Source organism: Pseudoxanthomonas sp. z9 (assembly GCF_006542425.1).
GTDB lineage: Bacteria > Pseudomonadota > Gammaproteobacteria > Xanthomonadales > Xanthomonadaceae > Pseudoxanthomonas_A.
On sequence record NZ_VFID01000007.1, the window covers coordinates 43,722 to 67,420 of the forward strand.

General features: G+C 63.8%; 17 protein-coding genes. 9 read left to right on the forward strand and 8 right to left on the reverse strand.

Features of this window, described 5'->3' with window-relative positions:
- Nucleotides 1-289: 289 nt before the first annotated feature.
- The 5 genes from FG323_RS07280 to FG323_RS19625 form a co-directional block, all read right to left on the reverse strand.
- A complete protein-coding gene (locus tag FG323_RS07280; protein ID WP_141453866.1) occupies nucleotides 290-3,307 on the reverse strand; it encodes a TonB-dependent receptor in 3,018 nt (1,005 codons plus the stop codon).
- 310 nt (nucleotides 3,308-3,617) lie between these two features.
- Nucleotides 3,618-5,198, reverse strand: a complete 1,581-nt coding sequence (locus tag FG323_RS07285) for a sulfotransferase (protein ID WP_141453867.1) — start codon at nucleotides 5,196-5,198, stop codon at nucleotides 3,618-3,620.
- 92 nt (nucleotides 5,199-5,290) lie between these two features.
- Nucleotides 5,291-8,338, reverse strand: a complete 3,048-nt coding sequence (locus FG323_RS07290) for a TonB-dependent receptor (protein ID WP_141453868.1) — start codon at nucleotides 8,336-8,338, stop codon at nucleotides 5,291-5,293.
- Nucleotides 8,339-8,595: 257 nt separating this feature from the next.
- Nucleotides 8,596-10,383 (reverse strand): phosphoenolpyruvate carboxykinase (GTP), encoded by a 1,788-nt coding sequence (locus tag FG323_RS07295; RefSeq protein ID WP_141453869.1) that lies wholly within the window; start codon nucleotides 10,381-10,383, stop codon nucleotides 8,596-8,598.
- Nucleotides 10,384-10,595: 212 nt separating this feature from the next.
- Nucleotides 10,596-11,339: a helix-turn-helix transcriptional regulator gene (locus FG323_RS19625; RefSeq protein ID WP_181444117.1), complete on the reverse strand. Its 744-nt coding sequence runs from the start codon at nucleotides 11,337-11,339 to the stop codon at nucleotides 10,596-10,598.
- 153 nt (nucleotides 11,340-11,492) lie between these two features.
- Here FG323_RS19625 and FG323_RS19630 point away from each other — a divergent pair, with 153 nt between their 5' ends.
- Genes FG323_RS19630 through FG323_RS07310 form a run of 3 tightly spaced genes read left to right on the forward strand, consistent with a single transcriptional unit; the run spans nucleotide 11,493 to nucleotide 13,193 of the window.
- A complete protein-coding gene (locus FG323_RS19630) occupies nucleotides 11,493-11,888 on the forward strand; it encodes a hypothetical protein (RefSeq protein ID WP_181444118.1) in 396 nt (131 codons plus the stop codon).
- A gap of 3 nt (nucleotides 11,889-11,891) precedes the next feature.
- Complete coding sequence (locus FG323_RS07305; protein WP_141453871.1) at nucleotides 11,892-12,704, forward strand: DUF2145 domain-containing protein; 813 nt, start codon at nucleotides 11,892-11,894, stop codon at nucleotides 12,702-12,704.
- A gap of 21 nt (nucleotides 12,705-12,725) precedes the next feature.
- The gene (locus FG323_RS07310; protein ID WP_141453872.1) at nucleotides 12,726-13,193 is read left to right on the forward strand and encodes a hypothetical protein; all 468 of its coding nucleotides are present in this window, start codon (nucleotides 12,726-12,728) and stop codon (nucleotides 13,191-13,193) included.
- Here FG323_RS07310 and FG323_RS07315 read toward each other — a convergent pair.
- Nucleotides 13,180-13,779, reverse strand: a complete 600-nt coding sequence (locus FG323_RS07315) for a TetR/AcrR family transcriptional regulator (RefSeq protein WP_141454577.1) — start codon at nucleotides 13,777-13,779, stop codon at nucleotides 13,180-13,182. The two genes, FG323_RS07310 and FG323_RS07315, sit on opposite strands and share 14 nt — an antisense overlap.
- 144 nt (nucleotides 13,780-13,923) lie before the next feature.
- Here FG323_RS07315 and FG323_RS07320 point away from each other — a divergent pair, with 144 nt between their 5' ends.
- Genes FG323_RS07320 through FG323_RS07335 form a run of 4 tightly spaced genes read left to right on the forward strand, consistent with a single transcriptional unit; the run spans nucleotide 13,924 to nucleotide 18,303 of the window.
- Entirely contained in the window at nucleotides 13,924-14,895 is a 972-nt protein-coding gene (locus FG323_RS07320) for an alpha/beta fold hydrolase (RefSeq protein WP_141453873.1), read from the forward strand.
- The gene (locus FG323_RS07325; protein WP_141453874.1) at nucleotides 14,892-17,369 is read left to right on the forward strand and encodes an acyl-CoA dehydrogenase; all 2,478 of its coding nucleotides are present in this window, start codon (nucleotides 14,892-14,894) and stop codon (nucleotides 17,367-17,369) included. The genes FG323_RS07320 and FG323_RS07325 overlap by 4 nt, the downstream gene beginning before the upstream one ends.
- 54 nt (nucleotides 17,370-17,423) lie before the next feature.
- Nucleotides 17,424-17,906, forward strand: a complete 483-nt coding sequence (locus FG323_RS07330) for a hotdog fold domain-containing protein (protein ID WP_141453875.1) — start codon at nucleotides 17,424-17,426, stop codon at nucleotides 17,904-17,906.
- A gap of 4 nt (nucleotides 17,907-17,910) precedes the next feature.
- Entirely contained in the window at nucleotides 17,911-18,303 is a 393-nt protein-coding gene (locus tag FG323_RS07335; RefSeq protein ID WP_141453876.1) for a hypothetical protein, read from the forward strand.
- 83 nt (nucleotides 18,304-18,386) lie between these two features.
- On the opposite strand, the gene FG323_RS07340 is transcribed toward FG323_RS07335, so the two are convergent.
- Both FG323_RS07340 and FG323_RS07345 read right to left on the reverse strand, forming a co-directional pair.
- Entirely contained in the window at nucleotides 18,387-18,734 is a 348-nt protein-coding gene (locus FG323_RS07340; RefSeq protein WP_141453877.1) for a DUF1304 domain-containing protein, read from the reverse strand.
- Nucleotides 18,735-18,914: 180 nt separating this feature from the next.
- Nucleotides 18,915-20,282 (reverse strand): MFS transporter, encoded by a 1,368-nt coding sequence (locus tag FG323_RS07345; protein ID WP_141453878.1) that lies wholly within the window; start codon nucleotides 20,280-20,282, stop codon nucleotides 18,915-18,917.
- A gap of 225 nt (nucleotides 20,283-20,507) precedes the next feature.
- On the opposite strand from FG323_RS07345, the gene FG323_RS07350 reads away from it, so the two are divergent.
- Both FG323_RS07350 and FG323_RS07355 read left to right on the forward strand, forming a co-directional pair.
- Nucleotides 20,508-22,109, forward strand: coding sequence for a choline dehydrogenase (locus tag FG323_RS07350; RefSeq protein WP_141453879.1), 1,602 nt, complete (start codon nucleotides 20,508-20,510; stop codon nucleotides 22,107-22,109).
- A 177-nt stretch (nucleotides 22,110-22,286) separates the two neighbouring features.
- Nucleotides 22,287-23,669, forward strand: coding sequence for a serine hydrolase domain-containing protein (locus FG323_RS07355; RefSeq protein ID WP_141453880.1), 1,383 nt, complete (start codon nucleotides 22,287-22,289; stop codon nucleotides 23,667-23,669).
- The last annotated feature ends 30 nt before the right edge of the window (nucleotides 23,670-23,699 follow it).

Below are 23,699 nucleotides of genomic sequence, written 5' to 3' on the forward strand. Positions count from 1 at the left end.
TCGGCAAAACATGAAATGCGCCAAAGCATTGGCGCGCGGAGAGTAACGCTTTTTTAAGGAAAGAAACGTGTACGCCGACAGGACCTTCACCCGGCGATGACGAGGGTTAATCGCGAGTCGAAAGATAAGAACAATTACAAATTTTTATTCAATTATTCCCAGATTTGGGCACTCTGGTGGGTCAATTCGGCAGCTGTAGTGAAGCTGGCCTTCGCGCTTTGTTGCGACGCAAAAAAAAGCGGCCCCATCACTGGGGCCGCCAATCTAACTGCGTTGAATCAGGTCGTTATTAGAAGTCGTACTCGACCGTGAACCGGTACTGACGCGGCGCGTTGGCCGACAGCGGCTGATGGCAACCGGCCAGAGTGGTGTTCGCCGCGCTTTCGCACTGCTCGTTGACCGACAACACACTGCGATCGTTGAACACGTTGAACACGTCCGCCGAGATACGCAGGCCTTCCAACCAGGTCGGCTCGTAGGTCAGGTTCAGGCTCAGGCTGCTGTTCCATTCCAGGCGACCGAACGTACCGCGCGGGACCAGTTGGTTGTTGCAGTACATCGCATAACCCGCATAGCCCGGCTCCGGCCACTGCGAACGGGGGAAGCCCATGCAGTTGACGGGGCGACCGCTCTGGGCGATGAAGTTACCGCCCACGCGCCATTCGTCGGTGATCTGGTACGCACCGAAGATCTTGAAGACATGGCGGCGGTCGTTCGGCAGGTAGCCGTAGCCGCCATCCGCCAGCGCCGGATAGTCGAAGCCCGCCGAGATGCCCGCGTCGTCCTGACCGATGTCGGACTTCACGTAGCCTTCGGTGTTGCCCTTGCTCTTCGAGTAGGTGTACGAACCCTGCACCGTCCACTTGTCGTCCCACAGGCGCTCGAAGAAGAATTCCAGCGCCGAGTACTTGCGCTTGGCCTTCGGGATGCCCAGCGCGGAAGCCGGGATGGTGAGCTTGGTCAGGTTGCCATCACCGTGCAAATCCGCGTTCATGGTGAGGTCTTCACCGACGTTCATCAGGAAGCAGTGGTTGACCGCGGTACCGATGGCGTCGGCTTCGTCTGCCGTGTAGCCATTCTCGATCGCCCAGTCGTACGGCATTTGGTAGGAGCAGTAATCGTCCATGACCGTGGCAAGCTTGCGATAGACGCCACGGACACCACCGACCCACTTCTCGGACAGCTGCGCCTGGAAGCCCAGGATCAGTTCATCCTGATACATCGGCTTCAGGTTGGGATCGACGACGGTGCGCGGATCCGGCGTGCCGCCATCGGACACGACCCAGCGATCGCCCAGCTGGGCGCCCAGCACCGGCAACTGATACTGGTCGTTGGTGAACGTACCTTCGAAAGCGTAGTAGTCGGTGTAATCCAGCTCGGCACCCGCCAGGCGCATGTTGGTGTTGCCCATCACCGGAATGTAGTACCGGCCCAGGTTACCGAACAGCTTGAAGCTGGCGTCACCGTTCACATCCCAGGAGAAGCCCAGACGAGGCGCCCAGGTGTCATCGATCTTGATGAAGCTCTGGCCGGCGGCGTTCAGGTTTTCGAACGACTCATTGCGGACACCGATGTACGCCATGAAGTTGTCGGTGATCTGCCAGCTGTCTTCCAGATAGTAGGCCGAGTTGGTCAGAGTGAATTCACCGCCGTTCTCGAAATGCCGCATTTCGACATAATCGATCGGCGCACCGGTGTTGTTGGTGTAGCCGTTGTTGGTGATGATGCCGCCCGGAGCCAGCGTACGAATAATGCGGCTGGTGCCATCGACGGCCTGACCGGTGTACTTGGTACCACCGACGAAATCGTAGTCTTCGTTGTCGACACCGAAGCGGATGGTGTGGTCGCCGACCACCCACTCACCGTCGAAACGATAGGCGGTGCGCTTTTCGTTGGCGTCCGGCCGGTCGGCCGAGGTCACCGTCCAGCAGCCGTAGTTGGTGGCCGGGGACGTGCGCGCGTCGGTGACGCGCGGGCAACCGAACGCGCCGATCTGCGAGGTGTGATCGTACTTGCCCACACCATACAGGGCCGACAGGGTCAGGCTGTCGCCGAAGTAGCCGGTCCACTTGCCGATGTAGTTGTCACCACCCCACTGGTAGGAGTTCGGCAGCTTCTGTGCGCCCTTGCCCGTGCCATACGAGCTATTGGAGAACCAGTAGTTGGAATTCTGTTCTTCGCGGTCACGGAAGCCGGTCACTTCCAGCACGTGGTTGTCGGTGATGTACCAGTCCAGCTTGACGTAATACTGGGGTGCATCGGACTTGTTCTCCGACTGCTCGGTATTGCCGTAGGTCTTGGTGGTGCCGTCCGTGCCCTGGGCCAACGCATAGAAGAACAACCGATCCTTGACGATCGGACCGCTCGCATAGACGTTGTAGCGCAGCGACTCGTTGTAACCCGGGGTTTCAACCGCGATCCAATCCTTGTCCGACGGCGTACGCTGCCATTCCGGCGTGGTATTGGCATCGGGACCGTCAAAATACAGGTTCGGATTGGGAATGTAGCGAATCGGGCTGCCGCGCCCCCAGTCCGGCGAATAGATGACGTTTCCGCCGAACTTCCATTCGTTGGTACCGCGCTTACCGATGACGTTGATCACGCCACCCAGCGAGCGACCGAACTCGGCACCGTAGCCGCCGTTCTTGATCTGGGCTTCCGACACGGCCTCGAACGGCAGTTCGCTGAACGCGACGCCGTTGATCAGGTTGGTGACGTTGAAGCCGTTGATGTAGTAGACGTTCTCCGCGACCGAAGAGCCGCCGAACGAAGCCAGCTTGCCGCCCTGCTTCTGGTCACCACCGAGGCGGCTGTCGCCGAGGGTGGTACCGGGAGCCAACAGCGCCATGGAAGTGGCATCACGGGCGACCGGCAGGCGATCGATCTGCTGTTCGGTCAGGACTACCGTCGATTCTACCGACGAAACGTCGATCGGATTCACCAAGGTACCGGTGACCGTCACCGCATCGAGGGTCTGGGTGTTACCGCCAACGAAGTCGACGTTGGTGGAGGTACCCACGCTGACCGTCAGACTGCGCGGCTCACCGCCGTTACGGGTGATCTGGTACTGGCCGGTCGGCAACTGCGCAAAACGATAGCTGCCGTCATTGCCGACCGTGAAGGTACGGCTGAAACCGGTGCTCGGGTTGGTGACCTTGATGGTGTCGCCAGCTTCCGCACGACCGGCAACCGCGCCCGCAGTGTTGGTCTGCGCCTGGACGCCACCAATGAAGCATGCACCCAGTGCAAGGCTCAGCGCAGTTCGCTTGATGCCTTTCGACAGCTTGTAACCCTTGTGGGTAGTCATCTGTGCTCTCTCTCTCAAGTCAAAAAAAAGATCGGACTCGTAGCTGCCGATCGAATGTCAGACGTGAAACATAAACGCCTGGTGACCAGAGAATAACGTAACTTTTACGGCACGGAGCGGAATGTGAATTACACTTTCACAGCAACAAAATGATTTTAATCAATAAGTTAGCAAGCTGTATGGTGGCATCATTACGCACCGACTCCTATTCAGTTTTTCTGGCTTCGTCGAGATTGGCCGCTTGAAATGGTGCGCCCCGAGTTGTAGCTCGAAGCGGTAGTTGCCACTGAAACCATGGAAGCGCGCGAAATCAGCTCTCCAGCAGGCGCTTCAGAGTCGAAAGATGGGTCCCGTATCGCCGCCAGCTGTCCACGTTCCTCCCATGCAGTCCTTCCCTGACCTGGGAACTGCTCGCCGTGGCCGAGGGAGCATCGTTTCGCTCGATGTCCAGCATGGAGGGCTCATAGTCGAGTCCACAGAAATCCAGGACCTTTCGCACGCTGGCTTCCGGCGAAGCGACCAGATCCTCATAGTCCAACACCATCAGTCCGTCCGGCATCACGGATTCCCAGTACGCGGCCAGGTGAACGAAACGCTTGTACTGGACGGCCATCTCCTGCTGGTCATAACTGAATCCATATGCATTTCCGGAAAACAGATGCCGGAAAGTTGAAAAGCAACTGTCCATTGGATTCCGCCTCACGCAGATGATCCTTGCTTCTGGCAAGGCCTTGTAGATAAAGCCGGCGTTGAAGATGTTGTTGGGAAGTTTATCTATCAGGTAGCGCGTTTCCTGGTTCCAACGCCATGCGGTCCTGGTGCGGTAGCCACGACCGAGCTCGGTGAAATCAATCCTCGCGCAAGCTTCAATGAGTTGGGACGCCGGCGGTTCACCCGCGAACAGGTTCGCTTGCCAAGAAAGTTCATTCGGAAAATCGGTGAGTTCACCTGCTGAAGCCACGTTGGAATGGTTACCCAGAATCCTCTCCAGCAAGGTCGTGCCACTCCTGGGCAGGCCCACGATGAAGAGCGGACGGCGGCCCTGCGTATCCATCGATTCAATCCGGGTTCCGACAAACGAATCGCTGCATAGTCGCTGCAGCAGCCCATACCCCCGTTCATGCGCGGCCTCGTCGTAACGGATCTTCGCGCGCTTGCCCCTCGCTCCAGTCTCCAGCGCTGCCCAGGCTGCATCCAGTTCTCCGGCATCCTCCAGTTCCTTGTAGAGCGCATAGTGGAGGTAGATGGACTCCTCCGCCTGTGGACTGGTATGGGCCAACGCCTTTCGAATCCGCGCGATGCGAGTTCCCGCGACAGGACTCCGCGCATGATTGGCCAGCGACCAGTGCGCTTCCGCATGCAGCGGATCCAACGCGATGCAGCGTTCAAACGCCTCGGTCGACTCTTCCATCCGACCTAGATAGCGAAGTGCGTTCGCGCGCGCGTAATGGAGATGGGCTGGTGGACTGGCAAGCCGCGCAACTGCATGGTCCGCCAGTTCCAGCGCTTCTCCATGCGCCTCCGAAAGACCCAGGTACTGCACCAGTCCCATGCTGTAGCGCAGGACCAAGGGATCCGACCAATCCGCCGAAACGATGATGTCGCGTGCTTCCTTGTATTCACCAAGGACCAGCAAGCGCATGCTCAGTTCCGCGATGAACTGCTGGCTTCCACTTCGTTTCCAGGCTGGTACCGCTGAACGTACCGCGCGCACCGATTCTCGGAAATCACCCTGGTTCTGCGCCAGCGCGGACAATGCCAACCACGCGCGTGGCTGCGCCGGATCCAGCTCGAGAATCTGCTGGTAGATGACGCGGGCATCGTCGAAGCGACGCTCCATCATCGCCTGGCGCCCACGCTGGATGTAAGCGCCGATGTCGAGGTTCTGCACGCTCGTCTCCCAAGACAAAGGAAAAGGATAGAGGAAAAGCAAGACGGCCGCCCGAAGGCGGCCGTCTCTTTCAAGTTGACTTCCGATATTGCTTAGAAGTCGTACTGCACCATGAAGCGGACCGAACGCGGCGTCTGCCAGGACAGCGGGGTCTTGTAGGTCGGAGCGGCGGCGGAGGTACTACCCGTCGCGGTCTCGCCTTCTTCATCCACGGCGGTCGGCTTGTCCGCATTGAACACATTGAACACGTCAATCTTGAATGCCAGCTTGCCATCGGCGAAAGCCGGGCGGTAAGCGACGTTCACATCGAACGTGGTCGTCCACGGATTCCGGCCCGCAGTGCCACGCGGAACGATGGTGGTGCCATTATTCCGGCCGCTGGTCGGATCACCTGCGTCGCAGGAGAAGTAAGCAACCCGGTAGCTGACCGGATCGTTGCCGTAGATGCCGAAGCAGTTCTGGGGACGTCCGGACTGGACCAGCAGGCTGCCGCCAACCGACCATTCGTCGTTGATTTCCCAGTTGCCGAACATCTTCAGCGTGTGACGCCGATCATTTGGCAGATAGCCATACGAACCCAACATCAGCTCCGGATAGTCGAAGTCCTGCGTGGTGCCGGTATCACCCTGGCCGATATCCGACTTCACGCCGCCTTCGCTGTTGCCCTTGCTCTTGGCGTAGGTATAGGAACCCTGCAGGAAGAACTTGTCCCAAGCGCCTTCCCAGAAGAATTCCAACGCGCTGTACGTACGCTTGGCCTTCGGACCCAGGTCGGCCGCAGCGATGGTCACGCGCTCGATGGTGCCGTCGCCGTCGACGTCGATGTTCCAGATGCCATCGCTACCCGGGTTGTACAGGCGGCAATACGGGAACGAGGGGTTGCCCGGGGCAACGCCGTCGTAGCCGTTGGCTTCGGCCCACGCTTCGATCGGACGAATATCGCAGTTGTCGTCAATGGCACGCTTCATTTCACGGAAGATGCCGCGTACGCCAGCCGAGAAGTTGTCCGTCAGCTGCGCCTGGAAGCCCAGGATGTACTCGTCCTGATACATCGGCTTCAGGTTGGTGGAAGCGATCGAGTTCGGATCCTTCGGACCACCATACTCGCCGTTGGCGTAGTAGGGATCCGTGAAGCATGCCCCGTTGGTGCAGGGCGTCATGCCCGTCGGCGCACCGGTTCCATCCGCGACTCCCCCGTAGAAGAAGTCCTGGATTTCATAGATGGATGCACTGGCGCCACGGACAGCGACGTTCGCGGTGAGCGGCAGGGCATAGCGACCGGCATTACCGAAGATCTTGAACGTGGAATCGCCGTTGACGTCCCACGAGAAGCCCAGTCGCGGAGCGAACTGGTTGTCGATCTTCACATAACTCTGGCCCAGGCCATTCTTGTTCTCGAAGCTATCCCAACGGACACCACCATAGACGAGGAAATTGTCAGTGATGTTCCAGGTGTCTTCCAGATAGAACGCTTGCTGCTCGACCTTGACCGTCGCGCCCTGGCGGATGTTGTAGCGGCGAACGAAATCGGTGCCGTCAGCAGCCTGGTTGTACTGGTAGTAGTAGTTGCCCGAGTACGCCGAACCATCAACGGTCTCGAAATCGTCGGCGTCATAGCCGAAGCGGAGCAGGTGATCACCCAGCACCCACTCGGCATCGATACGATACTGATCACGCGTATCCTTGGCATCCGAACGGGTCAGGGATCCCGCGAAGTCACAACCGGTGATCGTTCCGGTAGCCTGCTGGACCCCCAGGGGGCGATTGTCTCGAACAATGGGGCAACCGCCCACGACGCTGTTGAGGTCGCCGCTGTAGGACAAGCGGGTTCCATCCGCCTGGACTGCGTGGTTCCTGCGGTTGAATTCGCCGCGGCCCGCCAGTGCGGTCAGGGTGAAAGTATCGGTGAGGTAGCCGGTGTACTTCAGCGAGTAGCTGTCGCCGCCCTGTTCCGTGAACACGGTTCCCAGGCGGTCACTGCGCTTTGGCTTGACCGACGGCGAGGCCGTGGTGCCGAAGTCGGTGTAATAGTAGGAGGTATCGGTCTTGCGGGTATCGGAGAACGCCGTCAGCGCCAGCAGATGGTCGTCGGTGATGTTCCAGTCCAGCTTCACCAACCAGGTCGGGGACTTTTCTTCGGCGAGGGTGTTCGTGCCGCCGCCAACGCCATCGACGCTACCGGGATAGGAGTCCTGATTGCTCCTGCTGTACTGCAACAGCGCGTAGGCGAACAACTTGTCCTTCACCAGCGCACCGCTGGCCCAAACCGAGGCCGTCGCCTCCCAGCCGTTGTCCTTGGAGTTGTCCGCGACCAGTCGGCCGTTGTTGTAATACAGATTCGGATTGGTTTCGCGCAGCGATTCGGGTTCCCAGAAGACGTTGCCGCCCGCATGGAATTCATTCGAGCCGCGCTTGGTGATCAGGTTGATCACGCCACCCGTCGAGCGACCGAACTCGGCGCCGTAGCCACCCGTCTTGATCTGCTGTTCGGCAATGGCTTCAAACGGAACCTGCGCGAAGTTGAGGTTCTTGAAGGTATTGGTGATGTTGAAGCCATTGACGTAGTACTGGTTCTCGGCAACGGAGGAGCCGCCGAACGACGCCAGCTTGCCAAACGCAGCATCGCCCTTGACCGTACCCGGAGCAAGCAGGGCAACACCGGTGATGTCGCGCGAAACCGGAATCTTGGCGATCTGCTCGGAGGTCAGGATCGTGGTCGATTCAACGGACGAAACGTCGATCGGGTTGATGGCATTGGTGCCCACGACCTGAACCGCGTCCAGCGTGGTGGCGCCACCGCTTGCCGCGGCAGCTGCACGCGCAAAATCGACATTGGCTGCGGTACCAACGTTGACGGTGATCTCGCGTGTGGACGACGTGCCGTCGGCAGCCTTGCGGGTAATGGTGTACTTACCGGTCGGCAGGGCCGAGAAGCGATAGCTGCCATCGCCGCTCACGCCGAGGGTACGGGTAAAGCCGGTGCTCGGGTTGACGATGGTGATGGTGTCGCCGTCGACCGCACGACCGGTGATGGCACCGGCCGAGTTCGACTGCGCCTGTACCCCACCCACGAAGCAGGCACCCAGGGCCAGGCTCAGGGCCGTGCGCTTGATGCCTTTCGACAAGTAACTGGAACCCATTTGTCTCTCTCTCTTGAGTTGTAAACGGCCGGTGCCAAAAGAGCCCCGGAATCCGAAGTGACAGGCCTCATGCAGCCTGTGAACCCAAGAGTAACGCAAATTTCTTCATTAAGAAAGAGTTATGCGGCCTTATAAATCAATCACTTGCCCTGTTCATTTTGATGAATTGTAAGAAAAAATACGCTTCAGGACCTGCGATGGCACAAAGAAAAACGGCCGCTCGAGGGCGGCCGTCTCTCGCGAAGAAGAAAATGGCTTCAATCCAGCTGGCCAGCGATGCGCTCCTGCTCACCCTTCAACGCCCCCGGCATCCGCTCACCGAACTCCTCCAGATAAGCCCCGATGCTTTCCACCTCGGACCGCCAGCCGTCCCGGTCGAAGCCAAACAGCTTGGTTTCGGCTTCCTGCGAGAGCGTCACGCCGTCAAGATTCAGATCGCCGGTTCGAGGCAGATGGCCGATGGGGGTCTCGACCGCGTCGGCCTGCCCTTCCACCCGTTTGATCATCCATTCCAGCACGCGCAGGTTCTCGCCGAAGCCCGGCCACAGGAACTTGCCGTCGTCGCCCTTGCGGAACCAGTTGACGTGGAAGATCTTCGGCAGCTTCACGCCGGGCTGGTCGAACGACAGCCAGTGGGCAAAGTAGTCGGCGAAGTTGTAGCCGCAGAACGGTTTCATCGCCATCGGATCGCGGCGCATCACGCCAACCGCGCCGGTGGCGGCGGCGGTGGTTTCCGACCCCATCGCGGCGCCGACCAGGACGCCATGGGTCCAGTCGCGGGCTTCGAACACGAGCGGGACCAGCGATGCGCGGCGGCCACCGAACACGATCGCCGAAATCGGCACGCCTTGCGGATCTTCCGCACGCGGCGAGTAGCTGGGGCACTGGCGGGCGGACACGGTGAAGCGCGAGTTCGGGTGTGCGGCCGGGCCGTTGGCGGGATCGTAGGGGCGCCCCTGCCAGTCAAGCGCCGGCGTGCGTCCGTCCAGGCCTTCCCACCACGGTTCCTGCTCGTCGGTCACCGCGACATTGGTGAAGATGGTGTGGTGGCTGATGGTGGCCAGCGCGTTCGGATTGGAGCTGTCCGAAGTGCCCGGAGCCACCCCGAAGAAGCCGGCCTCCGGATTGATGGCGTACAGCCGGCCGTCGGCGCCGGGACGCATCCAGCAGATGTCGTCGCCGACGGTCCACACCTTCCAGCCAGCCTGGCGGTAGCCTTCCGGCGGGATCAGCATGGCCAGGTTGGTCTTGCCGCAGGCGGAAGGAAACGCGGCGGCCACATAGTGGGTCTGGCCCTGCGGGTTCTCGATGCCGACGATCAGCATGTGCTCGGCCAGCCAGCCTTCCTGCCGCGCCTGGTGGGAGGCGATTCGCAGCGCGTGGCACTTCTTGCCGAGCAGCGCGTTGCCGCCGTAGCCGGAGCCGTAGCTCTTGATGGTCAGCTCTTCCGGGAAATGCATGATGAAGCGACGTTCCGGATCCAGTTCGCCGATCGAGTGCAGGCCCTTCACGAAGCCGCCCTCGCGTTCGATCCGCGCCAATGCCGCGGCACCCATGCGGGTCATGATGCGCATGTTGGCGACCACGTAGGGCGAGTCGGTGATTTCCACGCCGCAACGCGCCAGCGGCGAATCGATCGGCCCCATGCAGTAAGGCACCACGTACAGGGTGCGCCCGCGCATGCAGCCGGCGAACAGCGCGTCCATCTTGGCATGTGCCTCGGCCGGCGCCATCCAGTGGTTGTTCGGGCCGGCATCGTCGCGGTCCGGCGTGCAGACGAAAGTCAGATGCTCGACCCGCGCCACGTCGCTGGGGCTGGAACGGTGCAGCCAGCTGTGCGGATGGGTTTCGCGGTTGAGCGGCAGCAGGGTGCCGTCGGCCTGCATGCGGGCGATGAGCGCGGCGTTTTCGGCATCGCTGCCATCGCACCAGTGGATGTGGTCGGGCCGGGTCAGCGCAGCGACTTCCGCGACCCAGGCGTTCAGCGCGTCCAGCCTGCACCCCTGGGAATCCTGCGATTTGAAAACGTCGACCGCTGCGTTCATGCCGTGCCCTCGAAAAATGAGACCAAAATGATACCAATGTCCGGTCCCGATGACGAGAACAACGCCGAATCGGATTCAGGAAGGTCAGGACTTGTCCCGGCCGTCACGCCCGGGCCTCCCGGGAATCCGCGGCAGAGGCAGCATCCACATACATATGTAGACGCGGCGCCGGCAGGCTTCCCTCGCGGCAGGCAGGAGCTTCGGTGGCGGGCTCAGCCGGCGCGTGATCGCCGATAAGGGTTGAAGAGCTGGAGCAGCCAGGGCTTCTGCGCCAGCACCAGGCTCACGCCGATGCGCTCGGACGCGGGCAGGGTCGCATCCCGCGCCAACAGGGCATCGAACTCGCGCGCCACCTCCTCCAGCCTTTGTCGCAATTGCTTGATGCCATCGATGCTGAGGCTGCCGCTGAGCAGCAGCAGGGCATCCTGCTCGCCATCGAAGGCATCGGCGAAGTAATCCGTCAGCAGGGTGTGGCGGAAATAGCGTTCCATCGGCCCATCGGCGCGCCACCGGAAATTGCGCGCGGTCAGGGTGCGCGTGCGGTTCCCGGGCAACAGTTCGATGATGCCCAGTCGATCCAGTTTCACCAGCAGGCCCGTCCATTGCGCCGGCGTGAACCCGAAATGCTCCAGCACGTCTTCCTGGCGCCATCGGTTGAGGGTCAGGAACAGCGCCATCAGCAGGGCGGGTTCCTTCACCAGTGCCTGTTCCTGCGCCGGCTCCAACTGCGCCATCGGCTTGCGCCCGCGCGCCGCCTCGGCACTGAGTTCGGCCAGGCCGACGTCCAGCACCTCGCAGATCTGTTCCAGGCGCTGCAGGCTCATGGCGCGGCGGGAGAACATGCGCTTGATCGCGGCCTCGCTCATCTTCATCTGCGTGGCCAGGTCGCGGTAGGTCATGCCCTGCCCGCGCAGGCAGCGCTTGAGGGCGTCGACCAGTTCCAGGGATACGGCCATGGGTAGCGGATTCCTATACCTTTCGCTCCCCGATAGCTTACCTTGTCGAAGTTGGTTGAACCCGGAGGGGTTCTGCGCACAGCTTGCACCGCGCAAGGAGACCCGCCGATGCCCCTTACAGAATCCACCCTCCCGCTTTTTCGCACGCTGTTGTTGGCAACCGCTCTGTTTGCCGTGGCCGCTCCCGCCCGAAGCGCCGTCCAGTCCGACGGCGCCAGCCGGCATTCGCAGGCCAGCCTCGCCGCTTCCGTCGAAGTGCCCGTGGCCGTCGTGCACGCGTTGGCGCATGGCGCGTCGGCGGTGGTGTCCGGGGTCGCGGTGGTGGGTGGCAGCGTGGCGGTCACCGTATCGGCCACCGCCGCCGGCGCCTCGTTCGTGATCTACCTGTCGGTGGAAGCCGTTCGCCGGCTGGGCATCGCGGTGGGAACCGCCATCAGCGTAACCGCTGTTGCCACCGGCTGGCTGCTGGGCGCTGCCGGCGAGACGTTTTGCTTCATCGCCAACGACAACGTTCGCCCGCATATCCACAGCCATCGCTACGGGAGTTGAGCCATGTACCGGTTATTGATGCGCCTTGCCTGGCTGCTGTGCCTGCCGCTGGCGGCTCACGCCGGCAACGATTGCCGGGAACAGGAATTGCCGCCCGCGAAAGCCGCCGCGGCGGCCGAGAGTGCGCTGCGGGCAGCGGCCGCGCTGGATCAGAGGGATGCACCGGTCGCGCTGATTGCACGGGTCGGTACGGATCTGTCGAAACAGGGCCTGGTCTACAGCCATGCGGGCTTCGTCGTCCGCGACCACCCCAGGGGACGCTGGACGGTGGTGCATCTGCTCAATGAATGCGGCAGCGATCGTTCCGGACTGTACGCGCAGGGGCTGGTGAATTTCTTCTCCGACGATCTGGTCAACCAGGATCTGCGCATCGTCTGGTTCACGCCGGTTTTCGCCCAGCAGCTGGCCGGGCGACTGCAACAACTGCCGCGCCACAGCCTGCATCATCCGCGTTACAACCTGATCGCGCGTCCCGGCAGCCGGGACTACCAGAACTCGACCGCCTGGCTGGTCGAGATGATGGCCAGTGCGATGGCTGACACGCCGCTATACGACCGCGCCACCGCCTATGCTTTCGCGCGCGGCGATGGTTTCGTACCGGATACGATCCATGTCCCATACACCAAGCGCGTACTGGGCGGGTTGTTCACCGCCAACGTCGACTTCACCGACCATCCGGTCGCCACGCGCCTGTCCGGCGACTACCCCGTGATCACCGTACGCTCGATTTTCCGTTACCTGGACAGCGCCGGTTACACCGAGCGCGTGCAGGAGTGGCGCAGCGGCCGCCTGATGGCCACGCCTGGACCGGCCTGATTCCAACCCGCGAGGCATCCCATGTTCCTCACCCTGCTCGTCGTCACCCTGCTGCTGTCCGCTTCAGTGTCCTGGCTGGTGAGCCGCGCGTTCTCGCAGCCCATCGACAGGATCCTGGATCGCATCATCGCCGACACCATCAGCGCCGCATGGGTGAAGTACATGAAGTTCGCCATCCTGGTGGTCGGCGTTTCCTCCGGTGTACGCATCCACGAACTGGAGCGCTACATCACCGCCCCACAGTGGCTGGAAGCCGACAAGGCCAGGATCATCGTGCTGACCCCCGAGCGCTGGCTGCTCGAGGTTTACCGGACCATCATCGAAACGTTGCAGGGCGTTGCCTGGCTCCTGCTGGTGTTCTTCGTGGTCGCGCTGCTTGCCTACGTCGTTGTCAGGCTTTCGGAACTCAAGCGTGCGGCAACCGCACCGGCGGGCGGCCTGGATGCATCCGGCGGAACGTCCCCGGCAGGCTCCGTCAGACCGGAATGAGGGTGGAGATGACGTGTTCCAGATAGGCTTCGAATTCATCATGCGTCATGCGCGGCTGCTGCAGTTGCAGTGACAGCTGCAGGAAACCGACGTACGCCGCATAGGTGAGGCGGGCACGATGAATCGCATCCTGTCGCGCCAGCCCCGCCTGCCGGAACGACGCCATCAGGTATTCGAGTCGACGCTGCGACACGCGATCGATCACCGGCTGGACCGCCGGATGATCCAGCGCCTTCAGCAACTCGCTGTAGATGATGTGCGGTTTGACTTCGTGTCCGACCAGTTGGAACAGCGCGCGCAGGCGCTCGCGCGGATCCGGCACCTTCTCCAGATTGCCGAACACGCTTTCCTGTTCCACCGCTTCCCAGCGCTCCAGCGCCGCCTGCAACAAGGCATCGCGGGACGGGAAATGCCAATAGAAGCTGCCTTTCGTCACGCCGAGACGCCGTGCCAGGGGTTCGACCGCGACGGCGGAGACACCCTGTTCGGCGATGAGATCGAGCGCGGCCTGCGCCCAGTCGTCGGCACTGAGACGGGCATTCCGCGGAGATGCGGCGGGAGCTGGGTCGGGGCTTGGGGTCGTCATGGCCCCATTTAACCATACGGCGAAGTTTGTTGGAGTACGTTTGCTGCGGCGCAGCAAAACTTTTGCCAAATCAAACGCTTGCAATGCCCGGGAATCCCGCCGACCGATTGACTGCTCTAAACGGGCAAGCCCATACTAGTCCGTATGGTCGATGTCTCCTCTCCTGCCGTGTCCCACTCCGCAACCGGTGTCGGCGAAGCGCTGGGGCTGACCGGAGCTGGCGATCTGCGTCTCGCCGCCAGCCGATTTGCCTCACCCGCCCCATTGCAGGCGGAAACCGCGCTGATTTACTCGCATGGCTTTGGCCAGACCCGTCATGCCTGGATGCGAACCGCACAGGCCCTCGCCTCGAACGGCTATGCCGGGCTCGCCTATGACGCCCGCGGCCATGGCGACTCGCAACGGAATCCTGTCGATCTGCCCTACGTCGGCGAGCAGTTCGCCGACGACCTGATTATCGTCGCCGGCGAGCAGGCGCAGGCACCGGTCCTGGTGGGCGCTTCGATGGGCGGGCTGTTCGGCCTGATCGCCGAATCGCGCTGGCCCGGCCTGCTGCGGGCGATGGTGTTGGTCGACATCACCCCGCGCTGGGAATCGGCGGGCCTGGAGCGCATCCTCGGTTTCATGACCGCCTTTCCCGACGGTTTCGAGTCGCCGGAACAGGCCAGCGACATCATCGCCGCGTACCTGCCGCATCGTCGCAACCGCAAGTCGCCGGCCGAACTGCGCACGCTGCTGCGCCCGGACGCGAACGGCCGTTGGCACTGGCATTGGGACCCGCGCCTGATCGACGAACTGGCCCGTGACAGCGAGCAGCACCAGGATGCGCTTGCAGAAGCCGCCAGCCGCATCCGCTGTCCGGTCCTGCTGATCAGCGGCGGACGCAGCGACCTGGTCTCCGCAAGGACCGTCGAGGAGTTTTGCGCGCTGGTTCCCCATGCGCAGCATGTCCATTTGCCGGACGCCACCCACATGGTGGCCGGCGATGACAACGACGCCTTCACCGCCGCCGTACTCGAGTACCTGGCCGAACTGCGGTCGCCGCAGGCGTCCTTCGCGCCAGCCCCCACCGAATCGTCCGCCGAAAGCGGATCCGCAACCGGAGCAAGTCCATGAGCATCCTAGCCCCCTTCCTCGCCTTCCTGTTGGCGGGCGCGTTCGCGGCCTATCACCGCCTGCGGCTGGCCTATTGGGCAGCGATCACCGCCACCTTGCTGGTGGCCTGCTGGCTGCTGGGCGCCAATCCCACGGCCACCCTCGTCGCCGGTGCGATCGTCGCGCTGATCGCGGTGCCGCTGCTGATTCCCGGCATCCGCAAACCGCTGATCACCGCGCCGCTGCTGACCTTCTACCGCAAGATCCTGCCGCCGCTGTCGCAGACCGAGCGCATCGCGCTGGAATCCGGTTCGGTGGGCTTCGAGGGTGAGCTGTTCTCCGGCGATCCGGACTGGAACCAGTTGCTATCCCAGCCCAAGCCGGAACTCACCGCCGAAGAGCAGGCCTTTCTCGACGGTCCGGTCGAGGACCTGTGTCGGATGACCAACGACTGGGAAATCACCCACGTCCACGCGGACCTGCCGCCGGAAATGTGGGAGTTCATCAAGAAGAACAAGTTCTTCGGCATGATCATTCCCAAGTCCTACGGTGGCCTCGGCTTTTCGGCACTGGCCCACCACAAGGTGATCCAGAAGCTGGCCTCGGTCTCCAGCGTGGTCAGTTCCACCGTCGGCGTGCCCAACTCGCTGGGTCCGGGCGAGCTGCTGATGCATTACGGCACCGAGCAGCAGAAAGACTACTACCTGCCGCGCCTGGCCGATGGCCGCGAAGTGCCGTGCTTCGGCCTGACCGGACCGTTCGCCGGTTCCGACGCGACCTCCATTCCCGACTACGGCATCGTCTGCGAGGGCGACTGGGACGGCGCCAAGGTGGTCGGCATCAAACTGACCTTCGACAAGCGCTACATCACCCTGGCGCCGGTCGCCAGCATCATCGGCCTGGCCTTCCGGATGTACGACCCGGACGGCCTGCTGGGCGACAAGCGCGACCTGGGCATCACCCTGGCGCTGATGCCGCGCGATACCCCGGGCGTGGAAGTCGGCCGCCGCCACTTCCCGCTGAACTCGCCGTTCCAGAACGGTCCGGTGCGCGGACATGAAGTGTTCCTGCCGCTGTCGCAGATCATCGGCGAGGAGAAGGGCATCGGCGAAGGCTGGCGCATGCTCAGCGAGTGCCTGTCGATCGGCCGCTCGATCACCCTGCCCTCCACCGCCAGCGGCGGCGCCAAGATGGGCGCGGTCGTCACCGGTGCCTACGCGCGCATCCGCAAGCAGTTCGGCCTGTCGGTCGGCCGTTTCGAAGGTGTCGAGGAGGCGTTGGCCCGCATCGCCGGCAAGGCCTACGCGATCAGCGCGCTGTCGCAAGCGACCGCGGCGGCCGTGGACCGTGGCGAGAAGCCGGCGGTGCCGTCGGCGATCGCCAAGTACCACTGCACCAACATGAGCCGCGACGTGGTCAAGGACGTGATGGACGTGGTCGGCGGCAAGGGCATCATCCTCGGACCGCGCAACTTCGTCGGTCGTGCCTGGCAGGCCTCGCCGATCGCGATCACGGTGGAAGGCGCCAACATCATGACCCGCAGCCTGCTGATCTTCGGCCAGGGCGCGATCCTGTGCCACCCGTGGGTGCTGAAGGAAATGAAGGCGGCGCAGAACCTGGACACGGTCGTCGGCACCAACGAGTTCGACCGCAACCTGTTCGGCCACATCGGCTATGCGATTTCCAATGCGGTGCGTTCGTTCTGGTTCGGCCTGACCGCCTCGCGGATCGGCGCGGCCCCGGGCGACGACTACACCCGCCGGTTCTTCCGCAAGATGGATCGCTACTCCGCCAACCTGGCGTTGATGGCCGACATCTCGATGCTGACCCTGGGTGGCAAACTGAAGTTCAAGGAATCGCTGTCCGGTCGACTGGGCGACGTGCTCAGTCATCTGTACATGACCAGCGCGATGCTCAAGCGCTACCACGACGAAGGCGCGCCGGCCGCCGACCGCACCCTGCTGGCCTGGGCCTTCCACGACAGCGTGCACCAGATCGAACTGGCGCTGTCGGCGGCGCTGCGCAACTTCCCCATCCGTCCGATCGGCTGGTTGATGTGGGCGCTGATCTTCCCGTGGGGCCGCCGCGCGCACGCACCGGGCGACCGCCTGGGCCACCGTGCCGCCGCCCTGCTGATGACGCCCAACGAAGCGCGTGACCGCCTGGCCAAGGGCGTGTTCACCACGCCCTGCGAGAACAACCCGGCCGGCCGCATCAACAGCTACCTGGCCAAGGCCGTGCTGGCCGAGCCGGTGGAGCGCAAGTTCCTGAAGGCGCTGAAGACCAAGGGCATCGAGGCGCTGGACTTCGCCAGCCAGTTGGACGAGGGCGTGCGCGAAGGCTGGATCACCGCGGAAGAACGCAAGCAGTTGGAAGAGCTGCGCACGATGACGCTGGACACCATCACCGTCGACGATTTCGATGCGCACGAGCTGCGCGCGGCCAGCTACTACGACCGGCACCAGCCCGGCGACAAGTCACGCGCCGCGGCCTGACCCGCAACACCCGCGACGGCGAGCTTCGGCTCGCCGTCCTTGCATGGAGCCGCCATGACCGTATCCGTCCTGTCGATGTACCGCAGACTTTCCACGCGGCCGTTCGGCCACTGGCTGTTCTCGCGCCTGATCTGTTTCAAGGCGCCCTACTTCGCCAGCATCCGCCCGCGCATCACCCGTCTGGAGCCGAATCGCGGCGAGGCGACGATTTCCCACCGCCGCAGCGTCACCAACCACCTGGGCACCGTGCACGCCATCGCGCTGTGCAACCTGGCCGAATTCGTCGGCGGCCTGACCACCGACGTGAGCATCCCGACTTCGATGCGCTGGATTCCACGCGGCATGACCGTGGAATACCTGAAGAAGGCGGTCGGCACGATGCATGCGGTCGCCACTCCCGCCTTCCCGCCACACGCCGCGGAGGAAGGCTACGAGCTGCCAATGGACGTGGTGGTGAACAATCCGCAGGGCGAAATGGTGTTTCGCGCGCGCATCGCGATGTGGGTGTCGCCGCGGCCGTCGCGCGCGGGCGGCTGACCCCATGGATGCCACCGGCGACTGGCTGGTCCGGCTCGCGGGCATCCATAGCCTGGGTTTTGCCCTGTTCCACCTGGCGTTCTGGACATTATTCCGCTGGAAGGACGAACTGGCCCGGGTCGGATTCGCCACCCGCGCGATTACCCAGATCCTCAATCTCCGGCTGATCTACCTGTTCCTCGGCATCGGCGCGGCCTGCTTCGCGTTCACCGGCGAGTTGCAACACAGCGCACTGGGGCGCGCGGTGTTGGCGTTCATGGCTTTGTTCTGGGTCGGGCGGACGATCGAACAGTTCGTGTTCCTGCGGCGCCATCATTGGCTGCTGCACCTGCTGACCGCGCTGTTCGTGCTGGGAGCGCTGTTGTTCGCGCTGCCGCTGGGCCTTTCTTCCCTGTAGGAGCGACGTCAGTCGCGACCGGAAATCGTCATCCCGGACGGCACTCGGTCGCGACTGACGTCGCTCCTACAAGGAAAAGCCAGTCAGCCGAAGAAGATGGCGGCAAGCGCGGCGACGGCGGGCATGCCCTGCACGAAGAATATCCGCCGGCTCACGCTGTAGGCGCCGTACAGCGCCGCCACGACCACGCAGACGAGGAAGAACACCACCACGTTCCACTGCTGGCTGAGCAGGCCCCACAGCAGGCCGGCGGCGAGGAAGCCGTTGTAGAGACCCTGGTTGGCTGCCAGCACCCGTGTGTTCGCGGCTTTCTCCGGCGTGTTGCGGAAGGTCTTCAGGCCGATCGGGCGCGTCCACAGGAACATCTCCAGCACCATGAAGTACAGATGCAACAAGGCGACCAGGAAGCTCAGCGATACGGCAATCAGCATGTCTCTAATCCAGCGCGGCGGCCTCGACAGGATAGCCAAATGAGCCCGTTCGCGTCGCGCGCACGTTCAGCTGGTTCCTGTTGGAGCGGGTGGCATGGCATGGACGCGAGGATGGCGTCGCGTCCGGTTTCCAGGCGTTGGTTGGACGGCCTTGCCTGTCCGACCGCCATTGTCCCCACCTCAGGCCGGCCGGCCATCGCTGGCGGCCGGCGCCGACTCCGGCAAGCGGCGCTGCGCCTGGATCACGCGCCAGGCACCCAGGGTCATGCCGGCGGCCACGCCGATGCCGACCAGGAACACCACGCTGGATCCCAGCGCGGACAGCGCCTTGTGCAACCAGACGAAGCTGAGATCGCCACCGCGGTAGACCACGGTATCGATGACCGCCTTGGCCTTGTAGCGCGATTCGCGATCGACCCGGGTGTAGAGGGTTTCGCGGGCTGGCTTGGCCAGCGAGAACTCACCCGCGCGGGTCGCCACCTGGACCACCCAGATCAGCGCCGGCAGCGGTGCGGCCGCCAGCAGCGCGTAGCCCAGCAGGATGGCGGTGGCCGGTATCAGCAGCAGCGGTGCGATGCCGAACCGGCGCAGCAGCCAACGGGTCAGGAACACCTGCACGAGGATGGTCAGCAGGTTCACGCCCAGGTCCAGGTTGGCGTAATACGCGGTCCGGGAAGCGTCCTGCGCCAGTTGCCGCGCGATCGCCGCCTGCTCGTTGTACAGCAGGGTACCGACGCCGACCCCGAAGAACATCAGCATCGCCAGCGAGCGCAGCAGCGGTTCCCGCCAGACCAGCCGCAGGCCGGCCAGCACCGAACCGCCCATCGCGTCCTCGCCGCTGGCCTCGCGGTTGCGCTGTTCGCGGCGCACCGCCCACGGCCGCAGGCGCAGGATGCACAGCAGGCAGAGCGCCAGGAACAGCGCCGAGACCAGCAGCAGGTTGCCCACCCCGATGCGTTCCACCAGCAGGCTGGTGATCGTCGGGCCGACCAGCGCGCCGGTGGTGCCGCCGGCGCCGATGTAGCCATAGACCTTCTTCGCGTCCTCGTTGTCGAAGACGTCGGCCATGTAGCTCCAGAACACCGAGACCGCGAACAGGTTGAACACCGCCACCCAGATGAAGAACGCCGCGCCGCGTCCCGGCAGTTCCCGGTTGAAGGCCCAATAGAAGAACCCCAGGCAGGCGATGAAGGCCAGGTACACCACCGGCAGGAACACCCGCCGCGGGTATCGCGACACCAGCGCGCCATAGATGGGCTGCAGCAGCACCATGCAGACGAAGGTGCCGGTGAACAGCACCTGCAGGGTGAAGTCCTTGAGGTCGATGCCGTGCTGCCCGGCCCAGCCGATCAACCGGGCGGGAAACACCGCCGCGACATCGCCCGAGGCGCCCATCGCGTCGCGTACCGGGCGCAGGACGTAGTAGCCGCTGAGCAGGCAGAAGAAATAAAGCAGCGACCACCACAGGGCCGGGGAATCCACGCCCAGTTGCGAAATCACCTGGCGAAAGCCGGCGGGACGGGAGGCTTCGTGAGCGGGAGAATTCATGCGGATTGCCGTCGCCTGGCCGCCGGGATGGGAAGGACGGGCACTGCGGCCGGCGTCACGCGCGCAAGGTATCCGATGCACTGCAACATCGCCAGCGTTTTCCGGCGCCACAACGTTCCATCGGTGCGAAGCAAGGTCGCCATCGCCCCGCCCGCGCAGCTCCCGCCGAGCATTTGCTCTATCCCCGCCCGATAGCGTCGACTCATTCCCGTTGCAGGCCCTCGCGTGTACGACTACATCATCATCGGCGCCGGCTCGGCCGGCTGCGTGCTCGCCAACCGCCTCTCCGAAGATCCCGCCTGCCGCGTGCTGCTGCTGGAAGCCGGTCCCCGCGACTGGCATCCCTTCATCCACATGCCGGCCGGACTGGCCAAACTGGTCGGCCAGAAGGGCGTGAACTGGAACTACGACACCGTGCCGGAGACGCAACTCGATGGCCGGCGCCTGTGGTGGCCGCGCGGCAAGGTACTCGGCGGCTCCAGCTCGATCAACGCGATGTGCTACGTGCGCGGCGTGCCGGCGGATTACGACGGCTGGGATGCGGCGGGCGCCGATGGCTGGGACTGGCAGGGCGTGCTTCCCTACTTCAAGCGCTCCGAGCGCAACAGCCGCGGTGCCGACGCGCTGCACGGCGCCGAGGGGCCGCTGTACGTGTCCGACCTGCGCTACACCAATCCGCTGTCGTCAGCCTTCATCGAGGCGGGACAGCAGGCTGGCTACTCCCGCAACGACGATTTCAACGGGCCGCGGCAGCCGGGCTTCGGTTTCTACCAGGTCACCCAGAAGGACGGCGCGCGTTGTTCCTCGGCCGTGGCCTACCTGCATCCGGTGCGGCACCGCTCGAATCTGGAAGTCTTCACCGGCACCCTGGCCCGCCGCATCCTGATCGAGAACGGTCGCGCGGTCGGCGTGGCCTATGCCCATCGGGGCCGCGAGATACGGGTACGCGCCGAGCAGGAAGTACTGCTGTCCGGAGGCGCGATCAACTCGCCGCAGTTGCTGATGCTGTCCGGCGTCGGACCGGCCGATCACCTGCGCGAGCGCGGCATCACGGTACAGATGGATGCACCGCAGGTCGGCCTGAACCTGCAGGATCACCTGGACATCTGCACGCTGCGGCATTCGATCCGGCCGGTCACCTACGACCGTACCAGCGAGTTGAAGACGGCCTTCGACTATTTCCTGCGCGGGCATCGCGGCCCCGGCACCAGCAACATCGCCGAAGCCGGCGCATTCGTGCGCTCGTCGCTGGCGCGCGATCCGCAAGCCGATATCCAGTTGCATTTCGTGCCGGCCATGCTCGACGACCACGGCCGGCATCGCCTGGACGGCGATGGCTACACGCTGCATGCCTGCTTCCTCCGCCCGCGCAGCCGTGGCCGCATCCGCCTGGAGGACGCGGATGCGCGCACCCCGGCGCGCATCGAGGCCAACTACCTGAGCGATCCGGAAGGCTTCGATCTGAAGATGATGATCGAATGCGCACGGCTGTCGCGTGAGTTGTTCGCCCAGCGCGCGTTCGACGACTACCGCGGCGCGCCGATCTTCCCGGTCCGCGACGATCTGGACGACGCCGGGCTGGCGGCGTTCGTGCGCGCAAAGGCCGAGACGGTCTATCACCCGGTCGGCACCTGCCGGATGGGCAACGACGGCAACGCAGTGGTGGATCCGCAGCTGCGCGTGAACGGCATCGGCGGACTGCGGGTGATCGATGCCTCGGTGATGCCCACCCTCATCGGCGGCAATACCAACGCACCGACAATGATGATTGCCGAACGTGCCGCCGACCTCATCCGTGGGCACGATCTCCTCCGCGCTTCGCGCTGAATCCGCGGCTGAAATGCCTGCTCAGGGAGCTGAACAGGGCGCGTCAAAAATGCGACGGACAACACTCGGATCTTCAACTAGATGAACGACATGCGTGCGGAAGTTGCCGCCATTTGTGCAATCTGAAACAGCAACGTTATTATCGCGTCCAGCAACCGTTGCGCAGGCGATCAGTACATGAAGAAGAAGGTAACTCGGCGGCCGTTGCGCCCGTTCCGCATTGGGCTGCTCGGACTGCTGATACCTCTGACGCTGGCTTCCACGGCCCAGACGCCACCTGCCGGCACCGCCGGCGCAGTCTCGCCGGCCCCGGCCGCCGCGACTCCGGTTCCCGCCGCTCAGGCCACCACGGTTGCCGCCGCGACCGCATCGGCACCCGCGCTTGCGCCGGGTTTCGACGTCGCGCGCTTCGAGGCGATGGCGCAACAGCTGACCCTGGGCGAACGCGTTCCCGGTCTGGCCCTGGCAATCGTTCACAACGGCCGCGTACTGACGGCGAAGGGCTATGGCGTCACCGACGTCAGCGCGCCGCAGACGATCGACGGGCACACCGTGTTCCGGCTGGCATCGCTCTCCAAGGCGTTCGCCGGGACCCTGGCCGGCCTGCTGGTCAACGACGGCTCGTTGCGCTGGGACAGCCGGGTGGCCGACTACGTACCGAACTTCCGCCTCAGTGATCCCATGGCCACGCGCCAGGTGACCGTGGCGGATCTGCTGAGCCACCGGGTTGGTCTACAGGCCCACAACGCCTTCGACCGCGACATCGAGGGCAATGCCGACTATTACGCGGTGACCCAGAAGCTGGCCTACGCACCGATGAGTTGCGTGCCCGGCCAGTGCTACGCCTACCAGAACGTCGCCTTCAGCGTGTTCGGCGACGTCGTGTTCGCCGCCACCGGCGGCTTCTACGAGCAGGCCGTCGACAAGCGCATCTTCAAGCCGCTGGGCATGAACGATGCCAGCCTGGGCCTGGAAGGCATCGAGAACAGCGCGCGCTGGGCGCGTCCGCACGTGCGCAGCCGCAATGGCTGGGTCGCACTGACGCCCAAGCCCACCTACTACCGTCTGGCCCCGGCGGCCGGCGTCAACGCCAGCATCAGCGATATGGCGCAGTGGCTGGTCGCGCAGACCGGACATCGCCAGGACGTGCTGCCCGCGCCGCTGCTGGCCACGCTGCATGCCTCGCTGGTGTCCACGCCGGGCGAAATGCGCGCCGGCTGGCGCCGCGATCGCATCTATTCCGCCGGCTATGCGCTGGGCTGGCGCGTGTTCGACTACGCCAGCCACCCGGTGGTCTTCCACGCCGGCGCCGTGCAGGGTTATCGCGGCATGGTCGCGCTGGTGCCCGAGCGCGACCTGGGCATCGCCATCCTCTGGAACAGCGACAGCTCGGTGCCGTCCGGCCTGCTGCCGACGATCCTGGACCGCGCGATGGGCCTGCCGCCGCAGCAGTGGCTGGACACGCCGATGGATACCAGCGATCTGCTGATGGCCGATTCGCCGCAGCCGGACAACAAGAGCGGCGCCGCCGCCAGCCAGGCCACTGCGTCGCCGCGCTGAGATTTTCCAGCCCGCGTTGTGTTCCGTCCA